15 protein-coding genes and 1 pseudogene are annotated in these 18,368 nt (G+C 66.2%); 7 read left to right on the forward strand and 9 right to left on the reverse strand.

The genetic code is table 11. The features are described from left to right. Positions 1 to 2: 2 nt before the first annotated feature. Positions 3 to 794, reverse strand: coding sequence for an SDR family oxidoreductase (locus ACIUM1_RS19570; protein ID WP_406814249.1), 792 nt, complete (start codon positions 792 to 794; stop codon positions 3 to 5). Positions 795 to 1,390: 596 nt separating this feature from the next. Here ACIUM1_RS19570 and pstS point away from each other — a divergent pair. The 4 genes and pseudogenes from pstS (at position 1,391) to pstA (ending at position 4,513) form a co-directional block, all read left to right on the forward strand. Next, positions 1,391 to 2,503: a phosphate ABC transporter substrate-binding protein PstS gene (gene pstS, locus ACIUM1_RS19575; protein WP_406814250.1), complete on the forward strand. Its 1,113-nt coding sequence runs from the start codon at positions 1,391 to 1,393 to the stop codon at positions 2,501 to 2,503. A 30-nt stretch (positions 2,504 to 2,533) separates the two neighbouring features. After that, the gene (gene pstC / locus ACIUM1_RS19580) at positions 2,534 to 3,508 is read left to right on the forward strand and encodes a phosphate ABC transporter permease subunit PstC (protein WP_406817759.1); all 975 of its coding nucleotides are present in this window, start codon (positions 2,534 to 2,536) and stop codon (positions 3,506 to 3,508) included. A gap of 31 nt (positions 3,509 to 3,539) precedes the next feature. Beyond that, positions 3,540 to 3,614, forward strand: a pseudogene (locus ACIUM1_RS19585) (16S rRNA (guanine(966)-N(2))-methyltransferase RsmD); the annotation flags it as partial. Then, positions 3,611 to 4,513, forward strand: coding sequence for a phosphate ABC transporter permease PstA (gene pstA / locus ACIUM1_RS19590; RefSeq protein ID WP_406814251.1), 903 nt, complete (start codon positions 3,611 to 3,613; stop codon positions 4,511 to 4,513). The pseudogene ACIUM1_RS19585 and the gene pstA, both read left to right, overlap by 4 nt. A gap of 6 nt (positions 4,514 to 4,519) precedes the next feature. Here the strand turns inward: pstA and ACIUM1_RS19595 are convergent, their stop codons facing one another. The 5 genes from ACIUM1_RS19595 to ACIUM1_RS19615 all read right to left on the reverse strand — a co-directional run bounded on the left by ACIUM1_RS19595 (position 4,520) and on the right by ACIUM1_RS19615 (position 10,254). Next, positions 4,520 to 5,425, reverse strand: a complete 906-nt coding sequence (locus tag ACIUM1_RS19595; protein WP_406814252.1) for a Ku protein — start codon at positions 5,423 to 5,425, stop codon at positions 4,520 to 4,522. 96 nt (positions 5,426 to 5,521) lie between these two features. Then, the gene (locus ACIUM1_RS19600) at positions 5,522 to 6,430 is read right to left on the reverse strand and encodes a carbohydrate kinase family protein (protein ID WP_406814253.1); all 909 of its coding nucleotides are present in this window, start codon (positions 6,428 to 6,430) and stop codon (positions 5,522 to 5,524) included. Beyond that, on the reverse strand, positions 6,427 to 7,839 hold the full coding sequence (locus tag ACIUM1_RS19605) for a mannitol dehydrogenase family protein (RefSeq protein WP_406814254.1): 1,413 nt from the start codon (positions 7,837 to 7,839) through the stop codon (positions 6,427 to 6,429). Before ACIUM1_RS19605 ends, ACIUM1_RS19600 begins: the two co-directional genes overlap by 4 nt. Positions 7,840 to 7,873: 34 nt before the next feature. After that, positions 7,874 to 8,731: an HAD family hydrolase gene (locus tag ACIUM1_RS19610; protein ID WP_406814255.1), complete on the reverse strand. Its 858-nt coding sequence runs from the start codon at positions 8,729 to 8,731 to the stop codon at positions 7,874 to 7,876. After that, positions 8,728 to 10,254: a mannitol dehydrogenase family protein gene (locus tag ACIUM1_RS19615; protein ID WP_406814256.1), complete on the reverse strand. Its 1,527-nt coding sequence runs from the start codon at positions 10,252 to 10,254 to the stop codon at positions 8,728 to 8,730. Before ACIUM1_RS19615 ends, ACIUM1_RS19610 begins: the two co-directional genes overlap by 4 nt. A 128-nt stretch (positions 10,255 to 10,382) precedes the next feature. On the opposite strand from ACIUM1_RS19615, the gene ACIUM1_RS19620 reads away from it, so the two are divergent. Beyond that, the gene (locus tag ACIUM1_RS19620) at positions 10,383 to 12,650 is read left to right on the forward strand and encodes an ATP-dependent DNA ligase (protein WP_406814257.1); all 2,268 of its coding nucleotides are present in this window, start codon (positions 10,383 to 10,385) and stop codon (positions 12,648 to 12,650) included. After that, entirely contained in the window at positions 12,647 to 14,596 is a 1,950-nt protein-coding gene (locus tag ACIUM1_RS19625; protein ID WP_406814258.1) for a fumarylacetoacetate hydrolase family protein, read from the forward strand. The genes ACIUM1_RS19620 and ACIUM1_RS19625 overlap by 4 nt, the downstream gene beginning before the upstream one ends. A gap of 33 nt (positions 14,597 to 14,629) precedes the next feature. On the opposite strand, the gene ACIUM1_RS19630 is transcribed toward ACIUM1_RS19625, so the two are convergent. Then, positions 14,630 to 15,547 carry a class I SAM-dependent methyltransferase gene (locus ACIUM1_RS19630; protein WP_406814259.1) on the reverse strand — a complete coding sequence of 306 codons (918 nt, stop codon included), beginning with the start codon at positions 15,545 to 15,547 and terminating at the stop codon, positions 14,630 to 14,632. A 75-nt stretch (positions 15,548 to 15,622) separates the two neighbouring features. Here ACIUM1_RS19630 and ACIUM1_RS19635 point away from each other — a divergent pair, with 75 nt between their 5' ends. Continuing rightward, positions 15,623 to 16,429 (forward strand): enoyl-CoA hydratase/isomerase family protein, encoded by an 807-nt coding sequence (locus tag ACIUM1_RS19635; protein WP_406814260.1) that lies wholly within the window; start codon positions 15,623 to 15,625, stop codon positions 16,427 to 16,429. Positions 16,430 to 16,432: 3 nt separating this feature from the next. Here the strand turns inward: ACIUM1_RS19635 and ACIUM1_RS19640 are convergent, their stop codons facing one another. Then, a complete protein-coding gene (locus ACIUM1_RS19640) occupies positions 16,433 to 17,299 on the reverse strand; it encodes an LLM class flavin-dependent oxidoreductase (protein WP_406814261.1) in 867 nt (288 codons plus the stop codon). Between the two features lie 112 nt (positions 17,300 to 17,411). Next, positions 17,412 to 18,155 (reverse strand): STAS domain-containing protein, encoded by a 744-nt coding sequence (locus ACIUM1_RS19645; RefSeq protein ID WP_406814262.1) that lies wholly within the window; start codon positions 18,153 to 18,155, stop codon positions 17,412 to 17,414. Between the last annotated feature and the right edge of the window lie 213 nt (positions 18,156 to 18,368).

The following is an 18,368-nucleotide window of genomic DNA, read 5'->3' on the forward strand; positions in this document are numbered from 1 at the left end:
GGTCACAGGTCCGGGACGGGGATGTCGAGGTTGGGGAAGGTGAGACCGCCGTCGACCTCGAGGGTCTTACCGGTCAGGAAGTTGCCGGCCGGAGAGGCCAAATAGACTGCGGCAGCAGCGATGTCGACGGGATCGCCGAGGCGGCGCATCGGTGTGGCCTTCTCCATCGGCGCGCGCAGCTCGTCGTTGGAGGCGACGACGTCCAGGGCGGAGGTCAGGATCGATCCCGGTGCGATCGCGTTGACCCGGATGCGAGGGCACAGGTCCAGGGCGGTCAGCCGGGTGTAGTGCGACAGGGCGGCCTTGGCGGTGCCGTAGGCGGCGAAACCACGCCCGGCCAGCCGGCCCATGGTCGAGGTGATGTTGATGATGCTGCCGCCCTCGGAGTGCTCCAGCATCAACGGCACCGCCGCCAGCGTCAGCGCGTGCGCCGTGGCGACGTTGAAGGTGAAGGCGTCCTTCAGATCCTTCGTCGAGGTGGTCAGCAGCGTGTTGGGCATGGTCCCGCCGACGTTGTTGACGACGATGTCTAGTTTCCCGAACGCCTCGACGGCCTTGCCGGCCAGCTCGGCGGTGGACTCGGGATGCGCGAGGTCGGCGGCGACGACGTGGGCCCGCCGTCCGACGGCGCGGACCTGTTCGGCGACGGCGTCTAGTTGGGACTGCGTGCGCGAGGCGATGAGAACATCCGCACCTGCTTCGGCGAAGGCCAGCGCGATGGCCGCCCCCAGGCCCCGGCCCGCACCGGTGATGACGGCGACTTTGTCGTCGAGACGGAACCTGTCAAGGATCATGGCGGCCTCTCTTCTTTTCGGTGTCAGCCGACACGGTAGCAAGTCGCGCCGCCTCGGATCGGACATTTCTGGAACAGGTTCTACTTTTGCACACGGGCGGGGCGATGCAGCTTGTCGTACAGGTTGGCCGGCGTGTGGCGCCGGAATACCGCCATTCGCCTGCCCTGGGGCGACGATCATGTCTGGTCTTCGTCGTGCGGAACTGACTTGCGGCGCAACCGGTTTGGTGTGGCCGGCGGTAACGGCCTTCCGGCAGAGCGCCATTCGCGACGGACAGAACGGCTTGGCGGACTATATCCCAGTGCCCGCGTCATTGCGGTCCCGGCCGGCGGAGTCCGTCAACGCCATCTCGTGATGCGCGCGCCGCGACAGGACAACCGAGGCGGTTCCTTTGCTGCCACACGCGCCGGAACCCGGCAGCGTTCGGCTACCGTCGACGTCGCCGCCGGGAGCCAGCCGTTCAACGGCGGGCGCCGAACAATTTGCTCAACGTTTACCTTGTTACTGTTAGCTTCGTGGCTGCGAGACGGGCTGGTCGGGGCGCAGAGCCATTGGCCGGCGGCGATCCTGTTTCATCCCTACCGTAAGGAAGCGAATTGAAACTCAACCGATTTGGCGCCGTGCTGAGTGTCCTGAGCGCCGGCGCGCTGGCGTTGTCGGCATGTGGAAGCGATAACAACGGGTCCGGCGCGAGTGCGCCCAGCGGCTCCTCGTCGGCCAAGGTCAGCTGCGGCGGGAAGAAGGCCCTCAAGGCCAGCGGCTCGACGGCCCAAGCCAACGCGATGACCCGGTTCGTCAACGCGTTCGAGCAGGCCTGCCCCGGTCAGACGCTGAACTACACCGCCAACGGATCCGGTGCGGGAATCAGTGAATTCAATGGTAAGCAAACCGATTTCGGTGGTTCGGATTCGCCGCTGGCGGCCAACGAATACGCCGCGGCGCAACAACGTTGCGGTTCGCCGGCGCTCAATCTGCCGGTGGTGTTCGGCCCCATCGCCATCACCTACAACGTCACGGGTCTCAATTCACTGAGCCTGGACGGCCCCACCGCCGCCAAGATCTTCAACGGCGCGATCACGACGTGGAATGACCCCGCGATCCAGGCGTTGAACCCGGGCGTCACGTTGCCCGCCGAGCCGATTCACGTCGTCTTCCGCAACGACGAGTCCGGCACCACGGACAATTTTCAGAAGTACCTCGATGCCGCCTCCAACGGCGCGTGGGGCAAGGGCGCCGGCAAGACGTTCAAGGGCGGTGTCGGCGAGGGCGCCAAGGGCAACGACGGCACCTCGGCGGCGATCAAGGCGACCGAGGGATCGGTGACCTACAACGAATGGTCGTTCGCTCAGGCGCAGAAACTGAACATGGCCAAGATCGTCACCTCGGCAGGCCCGGACGCGGTGTCGATCAGTACCGACTCGGTGGGTAAGACGATCGCCGGGGCCAAGATCGCCGGCCAGGGTAACGACCTGGTGCTCGACACGCTCTCCTTCTACAAGCCAACCCAGCCCGGTTCCTACCCGATCGTGTTGGCCACCTACGAGATTGTGTGCTCGAAGTACCCCGACGCCGAGGTCGGTACGGCGGTGAAGGCCTTCCTGCAGAGCACCGTCGGCGCCGGGCAGAATGGCCTGGCCGACAACGGCTACATCCCGATCCCCGACGCGTTCAAGTCGAGACTGTCTACTTCCATCAACGCCATCACCTAACCTGAGGTGGTCGTGACACGAGGAACAGCAATCAGCCCGTCGACCACGGAAAAACCCGCACTCACGACGCTGAGTGCGCACGTGGGGCGACGGGCTGATCGCCTGTTCAAGTTGGTGGCCGCCGCGGCCGGTTCGACGATCGTGGTCGCCATCGTGCTGATCGCGGTCTTCCTGTTGCTGCGCGCCGTCCCGTCGTTGCGCGCCAACCACGCGAACTTCTTCACCAGCGCCATGTTCAACACCAGCGACTCGGGGAAGCTCGCGTTCGGTATCCGCGACCTGCTCATGGTCACGGTGCTCAGTTCGCTCAGCGCGTTGGTGCTGGCCGTTCCCGTCGCTGTCGGCATTGCCGTGTTCCTCACCCAGTACGCGCCGAAGCGGCTGGCGCGCCCGTTCGGCGCGGTGGTGGATCTGCTGGCCGCGGTGCCGTCGATCATCTTCGGACTGTGGGGCATTTTCGTGCTCGCACCCCAGATCGAGCCGGTGGCCGCCTTTCTCAACCGCCACCTGGGCTGGTTTTTCCTGTTCAAGCAGGGCAACGTCTCGCTCGCCGGCGGCGGCACCATCTTCACCGCCGGCGTCGTGCTCTCGGTGATGATCCTGCCGATCGTCACCTCCGTCTCGCGCGAAGTGTTTCGGCAGACCCCGCACATCCAGATGGAGGCGGCGCAGGCGCTGGGCGCCACCAAATGGGAGGTGGTGCGGATGACCGTGCTGCCGTTCGGCCGCAGCGGTGTCATCGCGGCGTCGATGCTGGGGTTGGGCCGCGCGCTGGGCGAGACGGTGGCGGTGCTGATCATCCTGCGTTCGGCCGCCCGCCCGGGTAACTGGTCGCTGTTCGACGGCGGCTACACGTTCGCCTCGAAGATCGCGTCGGCGGCAGCGGAGTTCAGCGCGCCGTTGCCCACGGGCGCTTACATCTCGGCGGGATTCGCGCTGTTTGTCCTGACGTTCGTCGTCAACGCGCTGGCCCGTGCGATCGCCGGCGGCAAGGTCAACGGATGACAAGCGATGAAAAGGAACGGCGCGTATGAGCCGCGCCGGTGACGATGCAGTGGGGGCACCACCCGCTTGCGGGGGACGAAGCGATGAGAAGGAACGGCGCTTATGAGCGTTGAAGCGCTGGACCGGCCGGTCAAGGTCGAGGTATTCCGGCCGCTGAGTTTCCGGCGCCGGATCACCAACAACGCCGCGACGGTGTTTTTCCTCGGGTCGTTCGGCGTCGCGCTGGTGCCGCTGTTCTGGGTGTTGTCGATCGTGGTCGAGCGCGGCTGGTATGCGGTGACGCGGCCGGGGTGGTGGACCCACTCGCTGCACGGCGTGCTGCCGGAACAGTTCGCCGGCGGCGTCTACCACGCGCTCTACGGCACGTTGGTGCAGGCCGGCGTCGCCGCGGCCCTGGCCGTGCCGTTGGGGTTGATGACCGCGGTATTCCTGGTGGAATACGGGTCCGGACGGCTGGTGCGGCTGACCACATTCATGGTGGACGTGCTCGCCGGTGTGCCCTCGATCGTGGCGGCCCTGTTCGTCTTCAGCCTGTGGATCGCCACCCTGGGCTTCCAGCAGAGTTCGTTCGCGGTGTCGTTGGCCCTGGTCCTGCTGATGTTGCCGGTGGTGGTGCGCTCCGCCGAGGAGATGCTCAGGTTGGTGCCCGACGACCTGCGCGAGGCCAGTTACGCGCTCGGCGTGTCCAAGTGGAAGACCATCGTGCGCATCGTCTTCCCGATCGCGACACCCGGCATCGTGTCCGGGATCTTGTTGTCCGTCGCGCGGGTGATCGGCGAAACCGCGCCGGTGCTGGTGCTGGTCGGCTACAGCCGTTCGATCAACGTCGACATCTTCCACGGCAACATGGCCTCGCTGCCGTTGTTGATCTACACCGAGCTCACCAATCCCGAACACGCCGGCTTCCTGCGCATCTGGGGTGCGGCGCTTGCCCTGATCATCATCGTCGCCGTGATCAACATCGTCGCGGCGCTGACCCGCTTCCTGGCAACCCGCAGACGCTGACCCGGGTCAGGATTTCGAGGACGCCTTCGACGCGGCCTTTTTGGCCGGCGCCTTCTTGGCGGCCGTCTTCTTGGCGGGCGCCTTTTTCGCCGCGGCCTTCTTCGCGGGTGCCTTGCCGTTACCCGAGCGCGCCTTCACGCTGGCCTCCAGCTTGGCGAGCAGATCGGAGACGTCCTCGGTCTCGTCCAGCTCCTTCGGCTTCTCCTCTGTGGTAAACGCTTCGCCGCCTTCGAGTTTGGCCTCCACCAGCTCTTGTAGCTGCTCCTGGTAGGTGTCGTGGTAGCGGTCGGGATTGAAGTCTTCGGCCATCGACTCCACCACCTGACCGGCCATTTTGAGTTCGGCCGGCTTGATGTCGACCTTCTTGTCCAGGATAGGGAAGTCCGGGTCGCGGATCTCGTCGGGCCACAGCAAGGTATGAATGACCATCACGTCGCGTTTGCCGAAGTCCTTGACGCGCAACGCCGCCAGTCGAGTCTTGTTGCGCAGCGTGAAATGGACGATCGCCATCCGGTCGGTCTCGGCCAGCGTCTTGGCAAGTAGCACATAGGATTTCGACGACTTGGAGTCCGGCTCCAGGAAGTAGCTGCGGTCGAACAGCATCGGGTCCACCTCGCTGGCCGGCACGAACTCCAGCACCTCGATCTCGCGGCTGCGTTCCTCGGGCAAGGTGGCGATGTCGTCGTCGGTGATGATGACCATTTGGCCGTCATCGGATTCGTAGGCCCGGGCGATGTCACGGTATTCGACGACTTCGCCGTCCACCTCGCACACGCGTTGGTAGCGGATGCGGCCGTTGTCCTTGGCGTGCACCTGGTGGAACTTGATGTCATGGTCCTGGGTGGCGCTGTACACCTTGACCGGGACATTCACCAGCCCGAACGCGATGGAACCCTTCCAGATGGAGCGCATGCAAGTCAGTATGCCCGTAGGGCCGGTGGCAAAACAGCACGACAGGGCTACGACCTGGGATTGTCCGCCCCGGCCGGTCGACGCACCGGGGTGCGCCTAGCGCCGCGAAGCCGCGTCCAGCGCAGCCCGATCCGGCAGGTCCGCTCCCGCGCGGGCGATGGTGAGCGCCGCGGACAGGCTCGCCGCCTCGAGCGCCGTCGTCAGCGCGTCCAGGTCGATCGCGTGCAACTCGGCACGTCGGTCGCCGCCCAACGATCCCAAACCCCATAGGGCGTCGAGCAGACCGGCCATGAAGGAGTCGCCGGCGCCGACGGTGTCGACGACGCGCACCGCGCGGGTCGGCACCCGGGCGACCCCTGCCGCGCAAAAAGCCACCGCGCCCCGGTCGGCCATCGTCACCGCCACGATGGCGGGGCCCAGCCGCAGCCACGTCTGGGCGATCCGCTCGGGCGGGCGAGTGGGGTCGATCCAGCGCAGGTCTTCCTCGCTGACCTTGACGATGTCGCTGCGCTCGATGAGGTGCTCGACGCGCGCCACGGCCAGGTCCCGGTCGGCGATCAGCGACGGCCGCACGTTGGGGTCGAAGGTGACGGTGGCCGAGACGCGATAGGTATCGATCAGCGCCGCGACCGCCAGGCAGCCCGGATCCTGCACGGCCGCAATCGATCCGGTATGGACGAAAAGCGGCGGGGCGACCGGCGGCGTTCCGGAAAGCCGCCAGTCCAGATCGAAGGCGTAGGCGGCCGACCCGTCCGCCGCGATGGTTGACCGCGCAGTAGCCGTGCGCTCCGCCGTTCGGCCTTCCGAAACCAGTTGCACCCCTGCGGCTTCGACATAGTCGACGATGCGCCGGCCGTACGCGTCGTCGGCGATCGAGGTCAGGAAATCGACCTCACGGCCCAGCCGGCCAAGCCCGACGGCGACGTTGAGCGGACTGCCCCCGACATGCTCGTCGTTGTCGACGATGTCGATCAGCGACTCGCCGATCACCAGCCCGCGGCTCATCGCACCAACGCCTCCAGCGTGGCGCGAGCTCCCTTGTGGTGCAACGAGTCCAGCGCCCAGCAGTATGCCTGGACGAAGCGCGGCTGGTGCGCCAGATCGCCGAACACCCCGGCGATTTCGATGAACGCGGTGGGATTCTCGTACTGCGAGCGCGCGATCGGGATCAGCGAATCCGCGAGCTGATCCACCACCTCGTACGGCTTACCCCATTCGTCGGTGCCCTCGGCGTAGCGGGCCCAGCTCGCCACCACCGCCGCCGCCACTCGGACCGGGCCGTCGCTGGCGAGGTTGTCACAGATCACCGGGATCAGCCATTTCGGGATGCGGTCAGAGGTGTAGGCACACAACCGGGGCACGGTGTCGCGCACGCCCGGGTTGGAGAACCGCTCGACCAGCGTGCGGGTGTAGTCGTGCAGGTCGATACCGGGCACCGGTGGCAGGGTTGGGATGGCCTCGGATTCGAAGTAGGCGAGCAGGAATTCGGCGAACAGCGGATCGCTCGCGGCCTCGTGGACGAACTTGAAGCCGCACAGATGCGCGAAGTAGGCCAGGCATTGATGCCCGGCGTTGAGCAGCCGCAGCTTCATCAACTCGTACGGGGCGACATCGTCGACCAGCAGGACGCCCGCCTGTTCCAGCGGTGGCCTGCCGTCGGCGAAATCGTCTTCGAGCACCCAGGCGGTGAATGGCTCCGCCACCACCGGCCACCGGTCGTTGATGCCGAAGTCGCGCCGCACTTCCGCCGCCATCTGCAGGGTGGTGGCCGGCGTGATCCGGTCGACCATCGAACTCGGGAACCGGGCGCTCTCATCGATCCACCGCGCCAGCGCCGGATCGCGGCTTTCGGCGTTCGCGAGGACGGCTCGCCGGGCGATCTCGCCGTTGTTCTCGATGTTGTCGCACGACACGATCGTCGGCGCGGCGATCCCACGCCCGCGACGCCGGTCCAGGGCCTCAACGATCAACGCGAATGCGGGCCCGTCCGGGTCGCGATAACCGCCCTCGGTGATGGTCAGCGAAATGATCCGGGTGGACGGCGCGGCCAGCACCTCCAGCGCCGACTCGGAATCGTCAGGGGCGTAACGGTAGTCGATGATCGAGCCGATCACATGGGCGTCGCGGCTGCCGTCGGGATTTTCCAAAATCAGTGTGTAGAGCCCGTCCTGACCGTCAAGAACGTCGCGCATGGTCCAGTCGGCCGGCATCACGCCCACACCGCAGATGCCCCATTCCCGCGCCAGACCCTGCTGTAGCAGCAGGTTGAGGTACGCGGCCTGATGCGCGCGATGGAAGTGTCCGGCACCGATGTGGGCGATGCCGACGGTCACGCTGCTGCGGTCGTATTTGGGTGCATCGATCGGCAGCATCGCCAGCGCCGCATTGTTCAGATTGATTCCGCCAGCCTCCATTGGCCAACTCCTCCCCGGGTCAGCGCCCGGATTGTCACCGGGCTCGGGAACCTCCAGCCGGCATGGCCGACGGCAACAGCATATCGGCGAGAGCGCGCCACGAATCGGTGATCGCGACCGCGCCGGCATTGATCAATTCCTCACGGCGGCAATCCCGTTCGTCAGGCAGCACGAACATCAGGTTGCCGACGGTGGCATAGCCGGCAGCGACCGCGGATGTCACGCCGGCCACCGAGTCTTCGATGGCCAGCCCTTGCTCGGCCGCCACGCCCAGCACCTGGCCGCAATGCAGGTACACCGCCGGGTCGGGTTTGCTTGTCGGCACCGGCAGAGAATCCTCCGCGCTGAAAGTCACCGCCTCCGATATCAGCGCATCCAGACCGGTGGCGGTGAAGCAGGCCCGCAGGCGCTTGGTGGCGCTGGAGCTCACGGCCGCGAGCGCGTAGCGCGCCGCGAGGCTGCGCAACGGCTCGAGCACCTCCGGGTCGGGGGTCAGGGTGTTCGCCAGATGAGCGGTGACCCGCTCGCGTTCCTCGAGCACCCACCGCTCGAGTTCGTCGGCGGACAACGCGTCGCCGCTCGCAAGGTCACCGGCCGAAGCGACCACCGCTGCGGGACGGCCCTGGACCAACGCCTCTTCGAGCGGCACTTCGCACTGCACCGCCAGGTCGAGAGCCGTGTTACGGAAGTTCTTGCCGACGGCCCGCTTCCGTAATTCCTCGGAGCTGAGCGGCGCGGTCACCCCGAACCTGGCCAGGAAACGGTTGGTCACCTCGGTCGAAGCGTCGAACGCCGGCCGTTCCGATCCGAACAGGTTGTCGTCGGCGTCACACAGCAAGGTGGTGATCGGCGCCGGGTCGAAGGCGCGTATCAGGGTCAGCTCGCCGGTCATCGCGACACCAACTCCCGCTCGTCGTTGCGCAGCGCGTCGCGCAGGGTGGGCGCCACGCCGCGCCGGTCGATATCGGAGATCATGGCGCCCAGCCGCTGGGAAAAACCGGGAACCGTGCGGATCTCCGCGAACATCTCATGCCCCAGCAGTGGATCTGGGTTGCTGTGTGCCATGTTGGCCAACCTAGCCACCGGTATCGCCTGCGAGTCTTCCAGCCGCAGCTTGCGCCCGTTCAGGTCGTGACCGCGCATGTAGCGGGCCCATCCTGCGACGGCCAACATCAGCAGCGTGTGCGGCCTACCCTGCGCGATCGCCTCCTGCAGGGAGGGCAGCACGAACGTCGCGATCTTGCTCGTTCCCCGTCGGGCCAACCGAGACAGCTGGTCAGTCATTCGGGGGTTGCTGAGCCGATCGAGCAAGGTGCTCCGGTATTCGGGTGTGTTCATTCCGGGGACCGGGGGCAGCAGCGGCTGAATCTCGTCGCGCAGCAACTTCTCGACGTAATCGACGATGATGCTGTCCCGCATCGCTTCGTCGGTGCGCTGGTAGCCGGCCAAGATCGCCAAACACGCGAGCGCGATGTGGGTTCCGTTGAGCAGACGGGTCTTGATCAGCTTGTGGTCGCTGACATCGGCGACGAATTCGGCACCGACCTCGTCGAGCGGCGGGCGCCCGTTGCTGAACGAATCCTCGATCACCCATTGGCGATGCGGCTCGGTCACCACCGGCCATTTGTCGGCCACGCCGAACGTCTGCTCAACGAATTTGCGTTCCGATTTCGTGGTTTGCGGGGTGATGCGGTCGACCATGGTCGATGGGAACGCGACATGCGTGTCGATCCAGCGGGCGAGCGCGGGATCCTTCAACGCGGCGAACGACACCAGCGCGGTTCTCGCGGGCTGTGTGTCGCCGGGAACGTTGTCGCAGCACAGCACGGTGAACGGCGCCAAACCGGCGCGGCGACGCCGGTCGAGAGCTTCGGCCAGGTATCCCCAGGCGGTGGCATAGCTGTCCGAGGCGACCAGGTCGGCGCGCACGTCGGGATTGTCGGCGTCGAACTCGTCGGTGACCGGATTCAGGAAGTATCCGTTGTCGGTGATTGTCAGGCTGACGATGCGGGTCTCGGGATCTGCCAGGGCGGCACGAACGGCCGCGCTGTCGTTCGGTGCGTAGTGGACCGCGCCGATCGAGCCGACCACGCGAGCGGTTTGGCGGTCATGGCCGCGCTGTACCACCGTGTACAGCCCGTCTTGGGCCGACAGCAGATGTTTGACGTCGGGGGAATGCAGGCTGACGCTGGTCACTCCCCAACGTCCCGAAACGCCCGTGCGGGCCAGGTCGTCGAAGTAGACGGCCTGGTGTGCGCGGTGGAAGTTGCCCGCGCCGATGTGGACGACTCCGCGGCCCAGGGCCGAGCGGTCGTAGGTCGGGACGTCGACCCGTCGTGAATGCAGTCGCAGGGTCGCGTCGCTGAGTGGGACGCCGCTGTTTCGACGCCAGGGGGAGGGGATTACGTCAAACATTGTGTGTCTGTGCCCCGGTCTGTACGGAGGTATACGCCTCCGTTAGTCATGTCACAAAAAAAATCGACTGTGACACGATTAGTGGTGGTCAAAACGGTTAACACGCGCGAAACGCGTAGGTTGACAACATGGCACCGCGGGTGAAACTGACCAACGCCGAGAAGGTGCTGTACCCCGCGACCGGGACCACGAAGAGTGACATCTTCGACTACTACACCCGCATCGCCGAGGTGATGATCCCGCACATCGCCGGGCGGCCGGCCACCCGCAAGCGCTGGCCCAACGGGGTTGAGCAGGAATCGTTTTTCGAGAAACAATTGGCCGCATCGGCGCCCGACTGGTTGCCGCGCGCCAGCGTGACCCATCGATCCGGGACGACGACGTATCCGATCATCGACAGTGTCGACGGGCTGGCCTGGATCGCCCAACAGGCCGCGCTGGAGGTCCACGTACCGCAGTGGCGCTTCGTCGCCCAGTGGACGCGGAGCCGGGCCGAAGAACTGAAACCCGGCCCGGCGACTCGCCTGGTGTTCGATCTCGACCCCGGCGAAGGCGTCACGATGGCCCAGCTGGCCGAGGTGGCCCGTGCGGTCCGCGAACTGATCACCGGAATCGGGCTGACCACGTTTCCCCTCACCAGCGGCAGCAAGGGCCTGCACCTCTACACGCCGCTGCAGGAGCCGGTGAGCAGTAAGGGCGCCACGGTGCTGGCCAAACGTGTTGCGCAACAACTGGAAAAGACGATGCCGACACTGGTGACGTCGACCATGACCAAGAGCCTGCGGGCCGGAAAGATTTTTCTGGACTGGAGTCAGAACAACGGTGCCAAAACCACCATCGCGCCGTATTCGCTGCGCGGACGCGAACAACCCACCGTCGCGGCGCCGCGTACCTGGGAGGAACTCGACGATCCGTCGCTGCGTCAGCTTCGCTACGACGAGGTGCTGGACCGGGTTGCCCGCGACGGCGATCTGCTGGCACCGCTGGACGAAGATGCGCCGCTGCCGGATCGCCTGAGTAAATACCGCAGCATGCGCGACGCGTCGAAGACCCCCGAGCCAGTGCCTGCGACGAAACCCGCTGTCGGAAAAGGCAATAGCTTCGTCATCCAAGAGCACCACGCCCGTCGGCTGCATTACGATTTCCGGCTGGAGCGAGACGGGGTGCTGGTGTCGTGGGCGGTGCCGAAGAACCTGCCCGACACGACCTCGGTCAACCACCTGGCCGTCCACACCGAGGACCATCCACTGGAATACGGCGGGTTCGAGGGCATCATCCCCAAAGGGGAGTACGGCGCGGGGAAGGTGGTCATCTGGGACTCGGGAACGTACGAGGCCGAAAAGTTCAACGACTCCACCGAAAAAGGGGAAGTCATCGTCAACCTGCACGGCAACAGGATCTCCGGACGTTATGCACTGATTCAAACCGACGGTGACCAGTGGCTGGCACACCGGATGAAAGACCAGAAGGTCTTCGAGTTCGACACAATCGCCCCCATGCTGGCCACCCATGGTTCGGTGACGGCGTTGAACGAAAACCAATGGGCGTTCGAAGGCAAATGGGACGGCTATCGTTTGTTGATCGAGGCCGACCACGGCGCCATCCGGATACGGTCACGACGCGGCCGCGAAGTCACTCAGGAGTATCGCGAACTGCGTTCGCTGGCAGAAGCTTTCGCTGAGCACCATGTGGTCCTCGACGGTGAGGCCGTCGTCCTGGACTCCTCCGGTGTGCCCAACTTCCATCAGATGCAGAACCGGGGCCGAGGCTCGCGCGTCGAATTCTGGGCATTCGACGTGCTCTACCTCGACGGCCGATCGCTGCTGCGGGCCAGCTACTCAGACCGGCGTAAGGTACTGGAAATGCTCGGCGCCGGAAGCGGTCTCATCGTTCCAGAGCTGCTGCCCGGAAACGGCGCGCAGGCGCTGGAGCACTCCGGCAAGCGCGGCTGGGAGGGGGTGATCGCCAAGCGGCGCGACTCCACCTACCAGCCCGGCCGGCGCTCGTCGTCCTGGATCAAGGACAAGCACTGGAACACCCAGGAAGTCGTGATCGGTGGCTGGAAGGCCGGGGAGGGCGGGCGCAGCAGCGGCATCGGCTCACTGTTGATGGGCATCCCCACCGCCGACGGTCTGCACTTCGCCGGGCGCGTCGGCACCGGGTTCACCGAACGCGACCTGGCCAGCCTGAAGAAGACGCTGGCGCCCCTGCACACCGACAAATCCCCGTTCCACCCACCGCTGCCCCGCAGCGAAGCCCGTGGTGTGACGTATGTCGAGCCGGTTCTGGTCGGGGAGGTGCGCTACAGCGAGTGGACCCCGGACGATCGGTTGCGCCAATCAAGTTGGCGCGGGCTACGGCCGGACAAGGAGGCGAGCGAGGTGGTGCGCGAGTGAAATGGGTTACCTACCAAGGAGATGACGGCGAGCGCGTCGGGGTCCTGACTGGCGACACCATCTATGCGATGCCGCCCGGCGTGACGATGCTCGACCTCATCGCGCGTGGCTCTGAGGGGTTGCGGCAAGCTGGGGAGGAGGTGCAGCGCTCCCCGGCGGCGACGGCACCGCTTGCGGGCGTGCGACTACAGGCGCCCATCCCGCGTCCGCCGTCGATCCGGGATTCCCTGTGCTTCCTCGACCACATGCGCAACTGCCAGGCCGCGCTGGGTGCCGGACGGGTGCTCGCCGACACCTGGTATCGCATTCCCGCGTTTTACTTCGCCTGCCCCTCAACCGTTTTGGGTCCCTACGATGATGCCCCGACGGCACCCGGAAGTGCTTGGCAGGACTTCGAATTGGAGATCGCGGCGGTGATCGGCACGGGCGGAAAGGATCTCACCGTCGAGCAGGCCGAACAGGCGATCATCGGCTACACCATCTTCAACGACTGGTCCGCGCGTGACCTGCAGCAGTTGGAAAGTCAACTGGGAATCGGACAGGCCAAGGGCAAGGACAGCGGCGTCACCCTGGGCCCCTACCTGGTGACCCCCGACGAGCTCGAGCCGCACCGCCACCCCTCCGATCCTGGCAAGCTGGACCTGCAGGTCACCGCCCTGGTCAACGACACCGTGATCGGTACGGGATCGACGGCCCAAATGGACTGGTCCTTCGGCGAAGTCATCTCGTACGCCTCGCGAGGGGTCACCCTCAATCCCGGCGACGTCATCGGCTCGGGCACGGTGCCCACCTGCACGCTGGTCGAGCATCTCAATCCCGCTGCGCTGGAATCATTTCCCGGCTGGTTGCACGACGGCGACGTCGTCACGCTCCGCGTCCAGGGGCTGGGGGAGACGCGGCAAACCGTCCGTGCGAGCGGTGCGCCACACCCGTTGGCGGCGCGGCCCAATCCGGACGCCGCGCCGGCCGCGCCGCGAGTCAACCGGGCGCCGGCCAGGGTGCCTTACACCCGCGGGCTGCATCGGGTCGGCGACCGGGTGTGGGCGTGGACGCTGCCGGACGGGGGCTACGGGTGGAGCAATGCCGGGCTGATCGCCGGCGAAGGCGCCTCCCTGCTGGTGGACACCCTGTTCGACTTGGCACTCACCCGCGAGATGCTCACCGCGATGCGGCCCGTCACCGAGTCGGCGCCGATCACCGACGCGGTGATCACCCACTCCAACGGTGACCACACGCATGGCAACCAACTGCTCGACGCGTCGGTGCGGATCATCGCCGCGCACGGCACCGCAGCGGAGATCCAGCACGGGATGGCGCCCGAGATGCTGGCCATGGCGCAAACCGCCAACCTCGGGCCGGTGGCAACCCCGTACACACGAGAACGCTTCGGGCACTTCGACTTCAGCAACATCACGCTGCGCAACGCCGACCAGACCTTCGAGCGCAACCTGCGCGTCGAGGTAGGCGGGCGGGCAATCGACGTGCTGAATCTGGGCCCCGCGCACACCGCCGCGGACTCGGTGGTGCACGTGCCCGACGCGGGGGTGCTGTTCGGCGGCGACCTGCTGTTCATCGGCTGCACGCCCATCGTGTGGGCGGGTCCGATCGCCAACTGGGTCGCGGCGTGCGACGCGATGATCGCGCTGGACGCACCGACGGTGGTACCCGGCCACGGACCGGTCACCGACCCGGACGGAATCCGTGCGGTGCGTGGCTATCTCGTGCACGTCGCCGAGCATGCCGAGGCCGCGTACCGCCGGGGCCTGTCGTGGGCCGAGGCCGCCGACACCATCGATCTCGGCGAGTACGCCGCTTGGCTGGACGCCGAGCGCGTCGTCGTCAACGTCTATCAGCGATACCGCGAACTCGACCCGCACACACCGCAATTGGCGGTGATGGCCCTGCTGGTGATGCAGGCCGAATGGCTGGCCAAGCGGGCCGCGTAACGACTACGCCTTCGACCGCTGCCGGCGCACCGGCTAGGGCCGCACCGCCCGGACGAAGGTGATCGTGGTGGCGGGGACCTGATGTTCGGCGGCCCCCAGTTCTGGAAGGCCGGCGGCGGAAAACAGGTCGGTGAGCCGGAATGTGGTGGTATCCCACCCGTTTGCCGCCAGGTGCGCGGCGACGTCGGTGTGCTCGCCCGGGTAGGCCAAGCCGGCGATGTCGAGATCGAGCCCCTGCCGTCGCCAGCCCTCGGTCATGAGCCGGGCCTGTTCCTGTCCCTCGGGCGTCGCCGCTGCCACGGTCCCGAAATCGGCGGCGAACCGGCTGCCCTCGCTGGACAACGGAATGATGGCGTCCAGCAACCGAACTTCGGCCTCGGGCGGAAGGAATCCGATCAGCACTCCCTCGGCGAGCCACGCCGTCGGCTGATTCGGGTCGAAGCCCGCCGACTGCAATGCCGCCGGCCAGTCCTGGCGCAAATCGACACCCACGGTGCGCAATTCGGCGGTCGGGGCCGCGCCGATCTCGGCCAGCGTCGCGGTCTTGAACGCGATCACCTCGGGTTGATCGATCTCGTACACCGTGGTGCCGGCCGGCCACCGCAGCCGGTAGGCCCGTGAATCCAGGCCCGAGGCCACGATCACCACCTGGCGCAATCCGGCCTGCCCGGCCGCGGCGAAATAGTCGTCGTAGAACCGGGCCCGGGCGGCGAAGGTGTCCACCATCCGGGAGAATCCGACGCCCTCCTCCAGGTCTTGTGAATCGAGCTCGCCGGCCGCCAGCTTGGTGAACACGTCCAGCCCGACGGCGCGCACCAGCGGCTCGGCGAACTCGTCGGTGATGACCGGTTGCGGGCGTTTGGTGGCGGCTGCGCGGGCCGCGGCGACCATGGTGGCGGTGGCGCCCACGCTGTTGGCCAGGTCCCAGCTGTCGCCCTCGGTTCGTGCCATGGCTGCTCCTTCGATGTGGTGGCAGAACCACGGTATGCCTCATCGGTAAACACCGCCGTCGCCTACGGTTCCCCTATGCCTGCAGTGACCCTGGAACCGCTCGAAGACGACATCGCCTGCATCACCCTGAACCGGCCCGAGCGCCTCAACGCCATCGACGGGTCGTTGATCGACGGCGTCCACGAGGCGCTGGACGTGCTCGACAAGGGGGACTACCGGGTGGCGATCCTGACCGGTGCCGGGCGCGGATTTTGCGCCGGGGCCGATCTGAGCGGCACCGGGCAGCCGTGGACGCAGAACAAACCGACCACTCCCGCGTTCAAGGTCAATTACGACGCCCAGGTCCGGTTGGCCAACCTGTACACCCGGATCTACGAGATGGACCTTCCGGTGATCGGCGCCATCAACGGTGTCGCCGTCGGGGGTGGTCTGGCGTTCTCATTGGTCTGCGACATCCGGGTCGCTTCCGAGCGGGCCCGGTTCGGTTCAGTGTTCATCAAGGCGGGGTTCTCGTCGATGGACATGGGCACCAGCTACCTGCTGCCGAAGATCGTCGGCGCCGGGGTGGCGCGCGAACTTATGCTCACCGGTCGCATCATCGACGCGGCCGAGGCCTACCGGATCAAGCTGGTGCACGAGGTCGTCGCCCCCGATGAGCTGATGCCGGCCGCGCTCAAGTTGGCCCGCTCGATCGCCGAGAACAACGCATATGGCGTGTGGCAGACCAAGATCGGGCTCAACGCCGCACTGGACGCGCCCAGCCTGCGCCATGCCATCGAGATCGAGAACCGCACCCAGATCCTCAGCGGCTTCACGAACAATCCGGTCGAGGCCGCCATGGCGCACCGCGAAAAACGCGCCCCGAAATGGGATGTGCTGTAACGGCTAGACTTTCGCGATCACGTTCTCGGCGAACATCTCCAGGTTGCGGATCTTGCTGTCCAGCGGCTCGGTGTCTTTGCCCTTGATGTAGGGGATGCGGAAGCCGACGATGACGTCGGTGACGCCCTTGTCCTCCAGCCGCTTGATGCCGTCCGCGGTGTAGGCGTCGGCCGAGATGACGTGGATCTCGAACGGCCCGGTCTTGCCCGCTTCTTCGCGGAACTTCTTGAGCTTGGTCAGCAGGTGGTCGAGTTCCTCCGGGTCACCGCCACCGTGCATCCAGCCGTCCAGGCGTGCCGCGCGCCGCAGCGCCGCGTCGGCGTGCCCGCCGATCAGGATCGGGACGGGCTTGGTGGGGGCCGGCGTCATCTTGGTCTTGGGGATGTCGTAGAACTCGCCGTGGAACTCGAAGTAGTCGCCGGTGGTGAGGCCCTGGATGATTTCGATGCATTCGTCCATCCGCTTGCCGCGCCTGGCGAACGGGACACCCAGCAACTCGTAGTCCTCGGGCCACGGGCTGGTGCCGACTCCGAAGCCCACCCGGTTGTCGGTCATCGCCGCCAGCGACCCAATCTGCTTGGCCACCAACGCGGGTGGCCGGATCGGCAGCTTGAGCACGAAGAAGTTGAACCGCAGCTTGGTGGTCACCGCGCCCAATGCCGAAGTCAGCACGAAGGTTTCGATGAACTCCTTGCCGTCCAGGAACTCACGGTTGCCGTCCGGGGTGTAGGGATACTTCGAGTCCGATTCGAAGGGGTAGGCGATGCTGTCGGCGATCGTCATGGCGTCGTAGCCGGCCGCCTCGGCTGCCTTGGCCAGCGGGATGTAGTACCTAAAGTCCGTCATCGCCTCTGCGTAGGTAAACCGCACGTCATCTGCCTTCCTGAAGGGGTCGTCACCTCGACATTAGAACGTGTTCTAGTTTCAGCACAACCGGCAGATGGGCGCGGCGAGCCGGGGCGTCGACTACCGCGGTTTTCGACTACAGCTGGTTCTCCGGGCCGATGATCGCCCACACCGTCTTGCCCGACGAAGTGGGCGTGCTGCCCCACGCGCGCGACAGCGCCTCGACGATCGCCAGACCGGACACGTCGATGCCGTTCTTCGGCGACGGCAGTCGCACCGCGGGCGTGTTGCTCGCATCCGACACCGCGATGGTCGCGGTGGTGCCTTGCGCTTCGATCCGTACCACCGGAACGCTGGCGGTGTGCTCCAGCACGTTCTCCACGAATACGTTGACCACCACCAGAGCCACCGGAATGAGCTTGGACTGCGACCAGGTGGTGAGCCATTCGCGGACCAGGCGCCGCGACTCGCGCAAGCTGGTCAGGTCGGCGGGCAGCTGAACATCCGCGCGCCGCACCGGACGACGGCTGCTCTGGCCGAGCGCCTTCAGCGCGGCTTTCTCGCTCGAATAAATCGGCATGAAGTGGGTGACACCGCTGCTGGTGATCGCTTCGCGGGTCGCCCGGTTGGTACAGACCAACGCGATCGGAATATGGGCGGCGCTGCCGACCTGCCAATACGCGCCCATGAAGGCGGTCCATGCCGCTTCGGGGGGTACCTTGAGCCCGGAGACGTCGACGATCACGGCGGCGGCGTCCTGCAGCGTGGCCTTGAGGATGCGTTCGCGAAGTGCGGTCGAGTGGGCGGCGTCAAGCTCACCGTCAACGGTCAGAACGGCAACCGAGTCATCCGTCCGCATCGCAACGGCCACAGGGCTCATCCCAGCTCGGTCCTGGCATCCGATTCCATTTCCCGCTCCTCGCATTCTGCCGGGCCGATTGCTTGAGTATCCGCTGTCAGCGGCAAAAGTCTACTCGCGAGGCGGCGTACTCAATACGGTTGTAAACCGCGGGGTGCGATGGGATGCGCGAAAATCCACGCGGCAATCTACGCAACGAAAGCACTATGCACCCCCTCCCGCACCCGTCGGGAA

Origin of the sequence: Mycobacterium sp. M23085 (assembly GCF_045343915.1) — a bacterium.
GTDB lineage: Bacteria > Actinomycetota > Actinomycetes > Mycobacteriales > Mycobacteriaceae > Mycobacterium.

What these genes read in the sequence shown, in the direction of transcription:
- ACIUM1_RS19570 (WP_406814249.1), bottom strand. Translation starts at nt 794, where the DNA reads ATGATCCTTGACAGGTTCCGTCTCGACGACAAAGTCGCCGTCATCACC.
- pstA (WP_406814251.1), top strand. Translation starts at nt 3,611, where the DNA reads ATGAGCGTTGAAGCGCTGGACCGGCCGGTCAAGGTCGAGGTATTCCGG.
- ACIUM1_RS19595 (WP_406814252.1), bottom strand. Translation starts at nt 5,425, where the DNA reads ATGCGCTCCATCTGGAAGGGTTCCATCGCGTTCGGGCTGGTGAATGTC.
- ACIUM1_RS19600 (WP_406814253.1), bottom strand. Translation starts at nt 6,430, where the DNA reads ATGAGCCGCGGGCTGGTGATCGGCGAGTCGCTGATCGACATCGTCGAC.
- ACIUM1_RS19605 (WP_406814254.1), bottom strand. Translation starts at nt 7,839, where the DNA reads ATGGAGGCTGGCGGAATCAATCTGAACAATGCGGCGCTGGCGATGCTG.
- ACIUM1_RS19610 (WP_406814255.1), bottom strand. Translation starts at nt 8,731, where the DNA reads ATGACCGGCGAGCTGACCCTGATACGCGCCTTCGACCCGGCGCCGATC.
- ACIUM1_RS19615 (WP_406814256.1), bottom strand. Translation starts at nt 10,254, where the DNA reads ATGTTTGACGTAATCCCCTCCCCCTGGCGTCGAAACAGCGGCGTCCCA.
- ACIUM1_RS19620 (WP_406814257.1), top strand. Translation starts at nt 10,383, where the DNA reads ATGGCACCGCGGGTGAAACTGACCAACGCCGAGAAGGTGCTGTACCCC.
- ACIUM1_RS19630 (WP_406814259.1), bottom strand. Translation starts at nt 15,547, where the DNA reads ATGGCACGAACCGAGGGCGACAGCTGGGACCTGGCCAACAGCGTGGGC.
- ACIUM1_RS19635 (WP_406814260.1), top strand. Translation starts at nt 15,623, where the DNA reads ATGCCTGCAGTGACCCTGGAACCGCTCGAAGACGACATCGCCTGCATC.
- ACIUM1_RS19645 (WP_406814262.1), bottom strand. Translation starts at nt 18,155, where the DNA reads ATGAGCCCTGTGGCCGTTGCGATGCGGACGGATGACTCGGTTGCCGTT.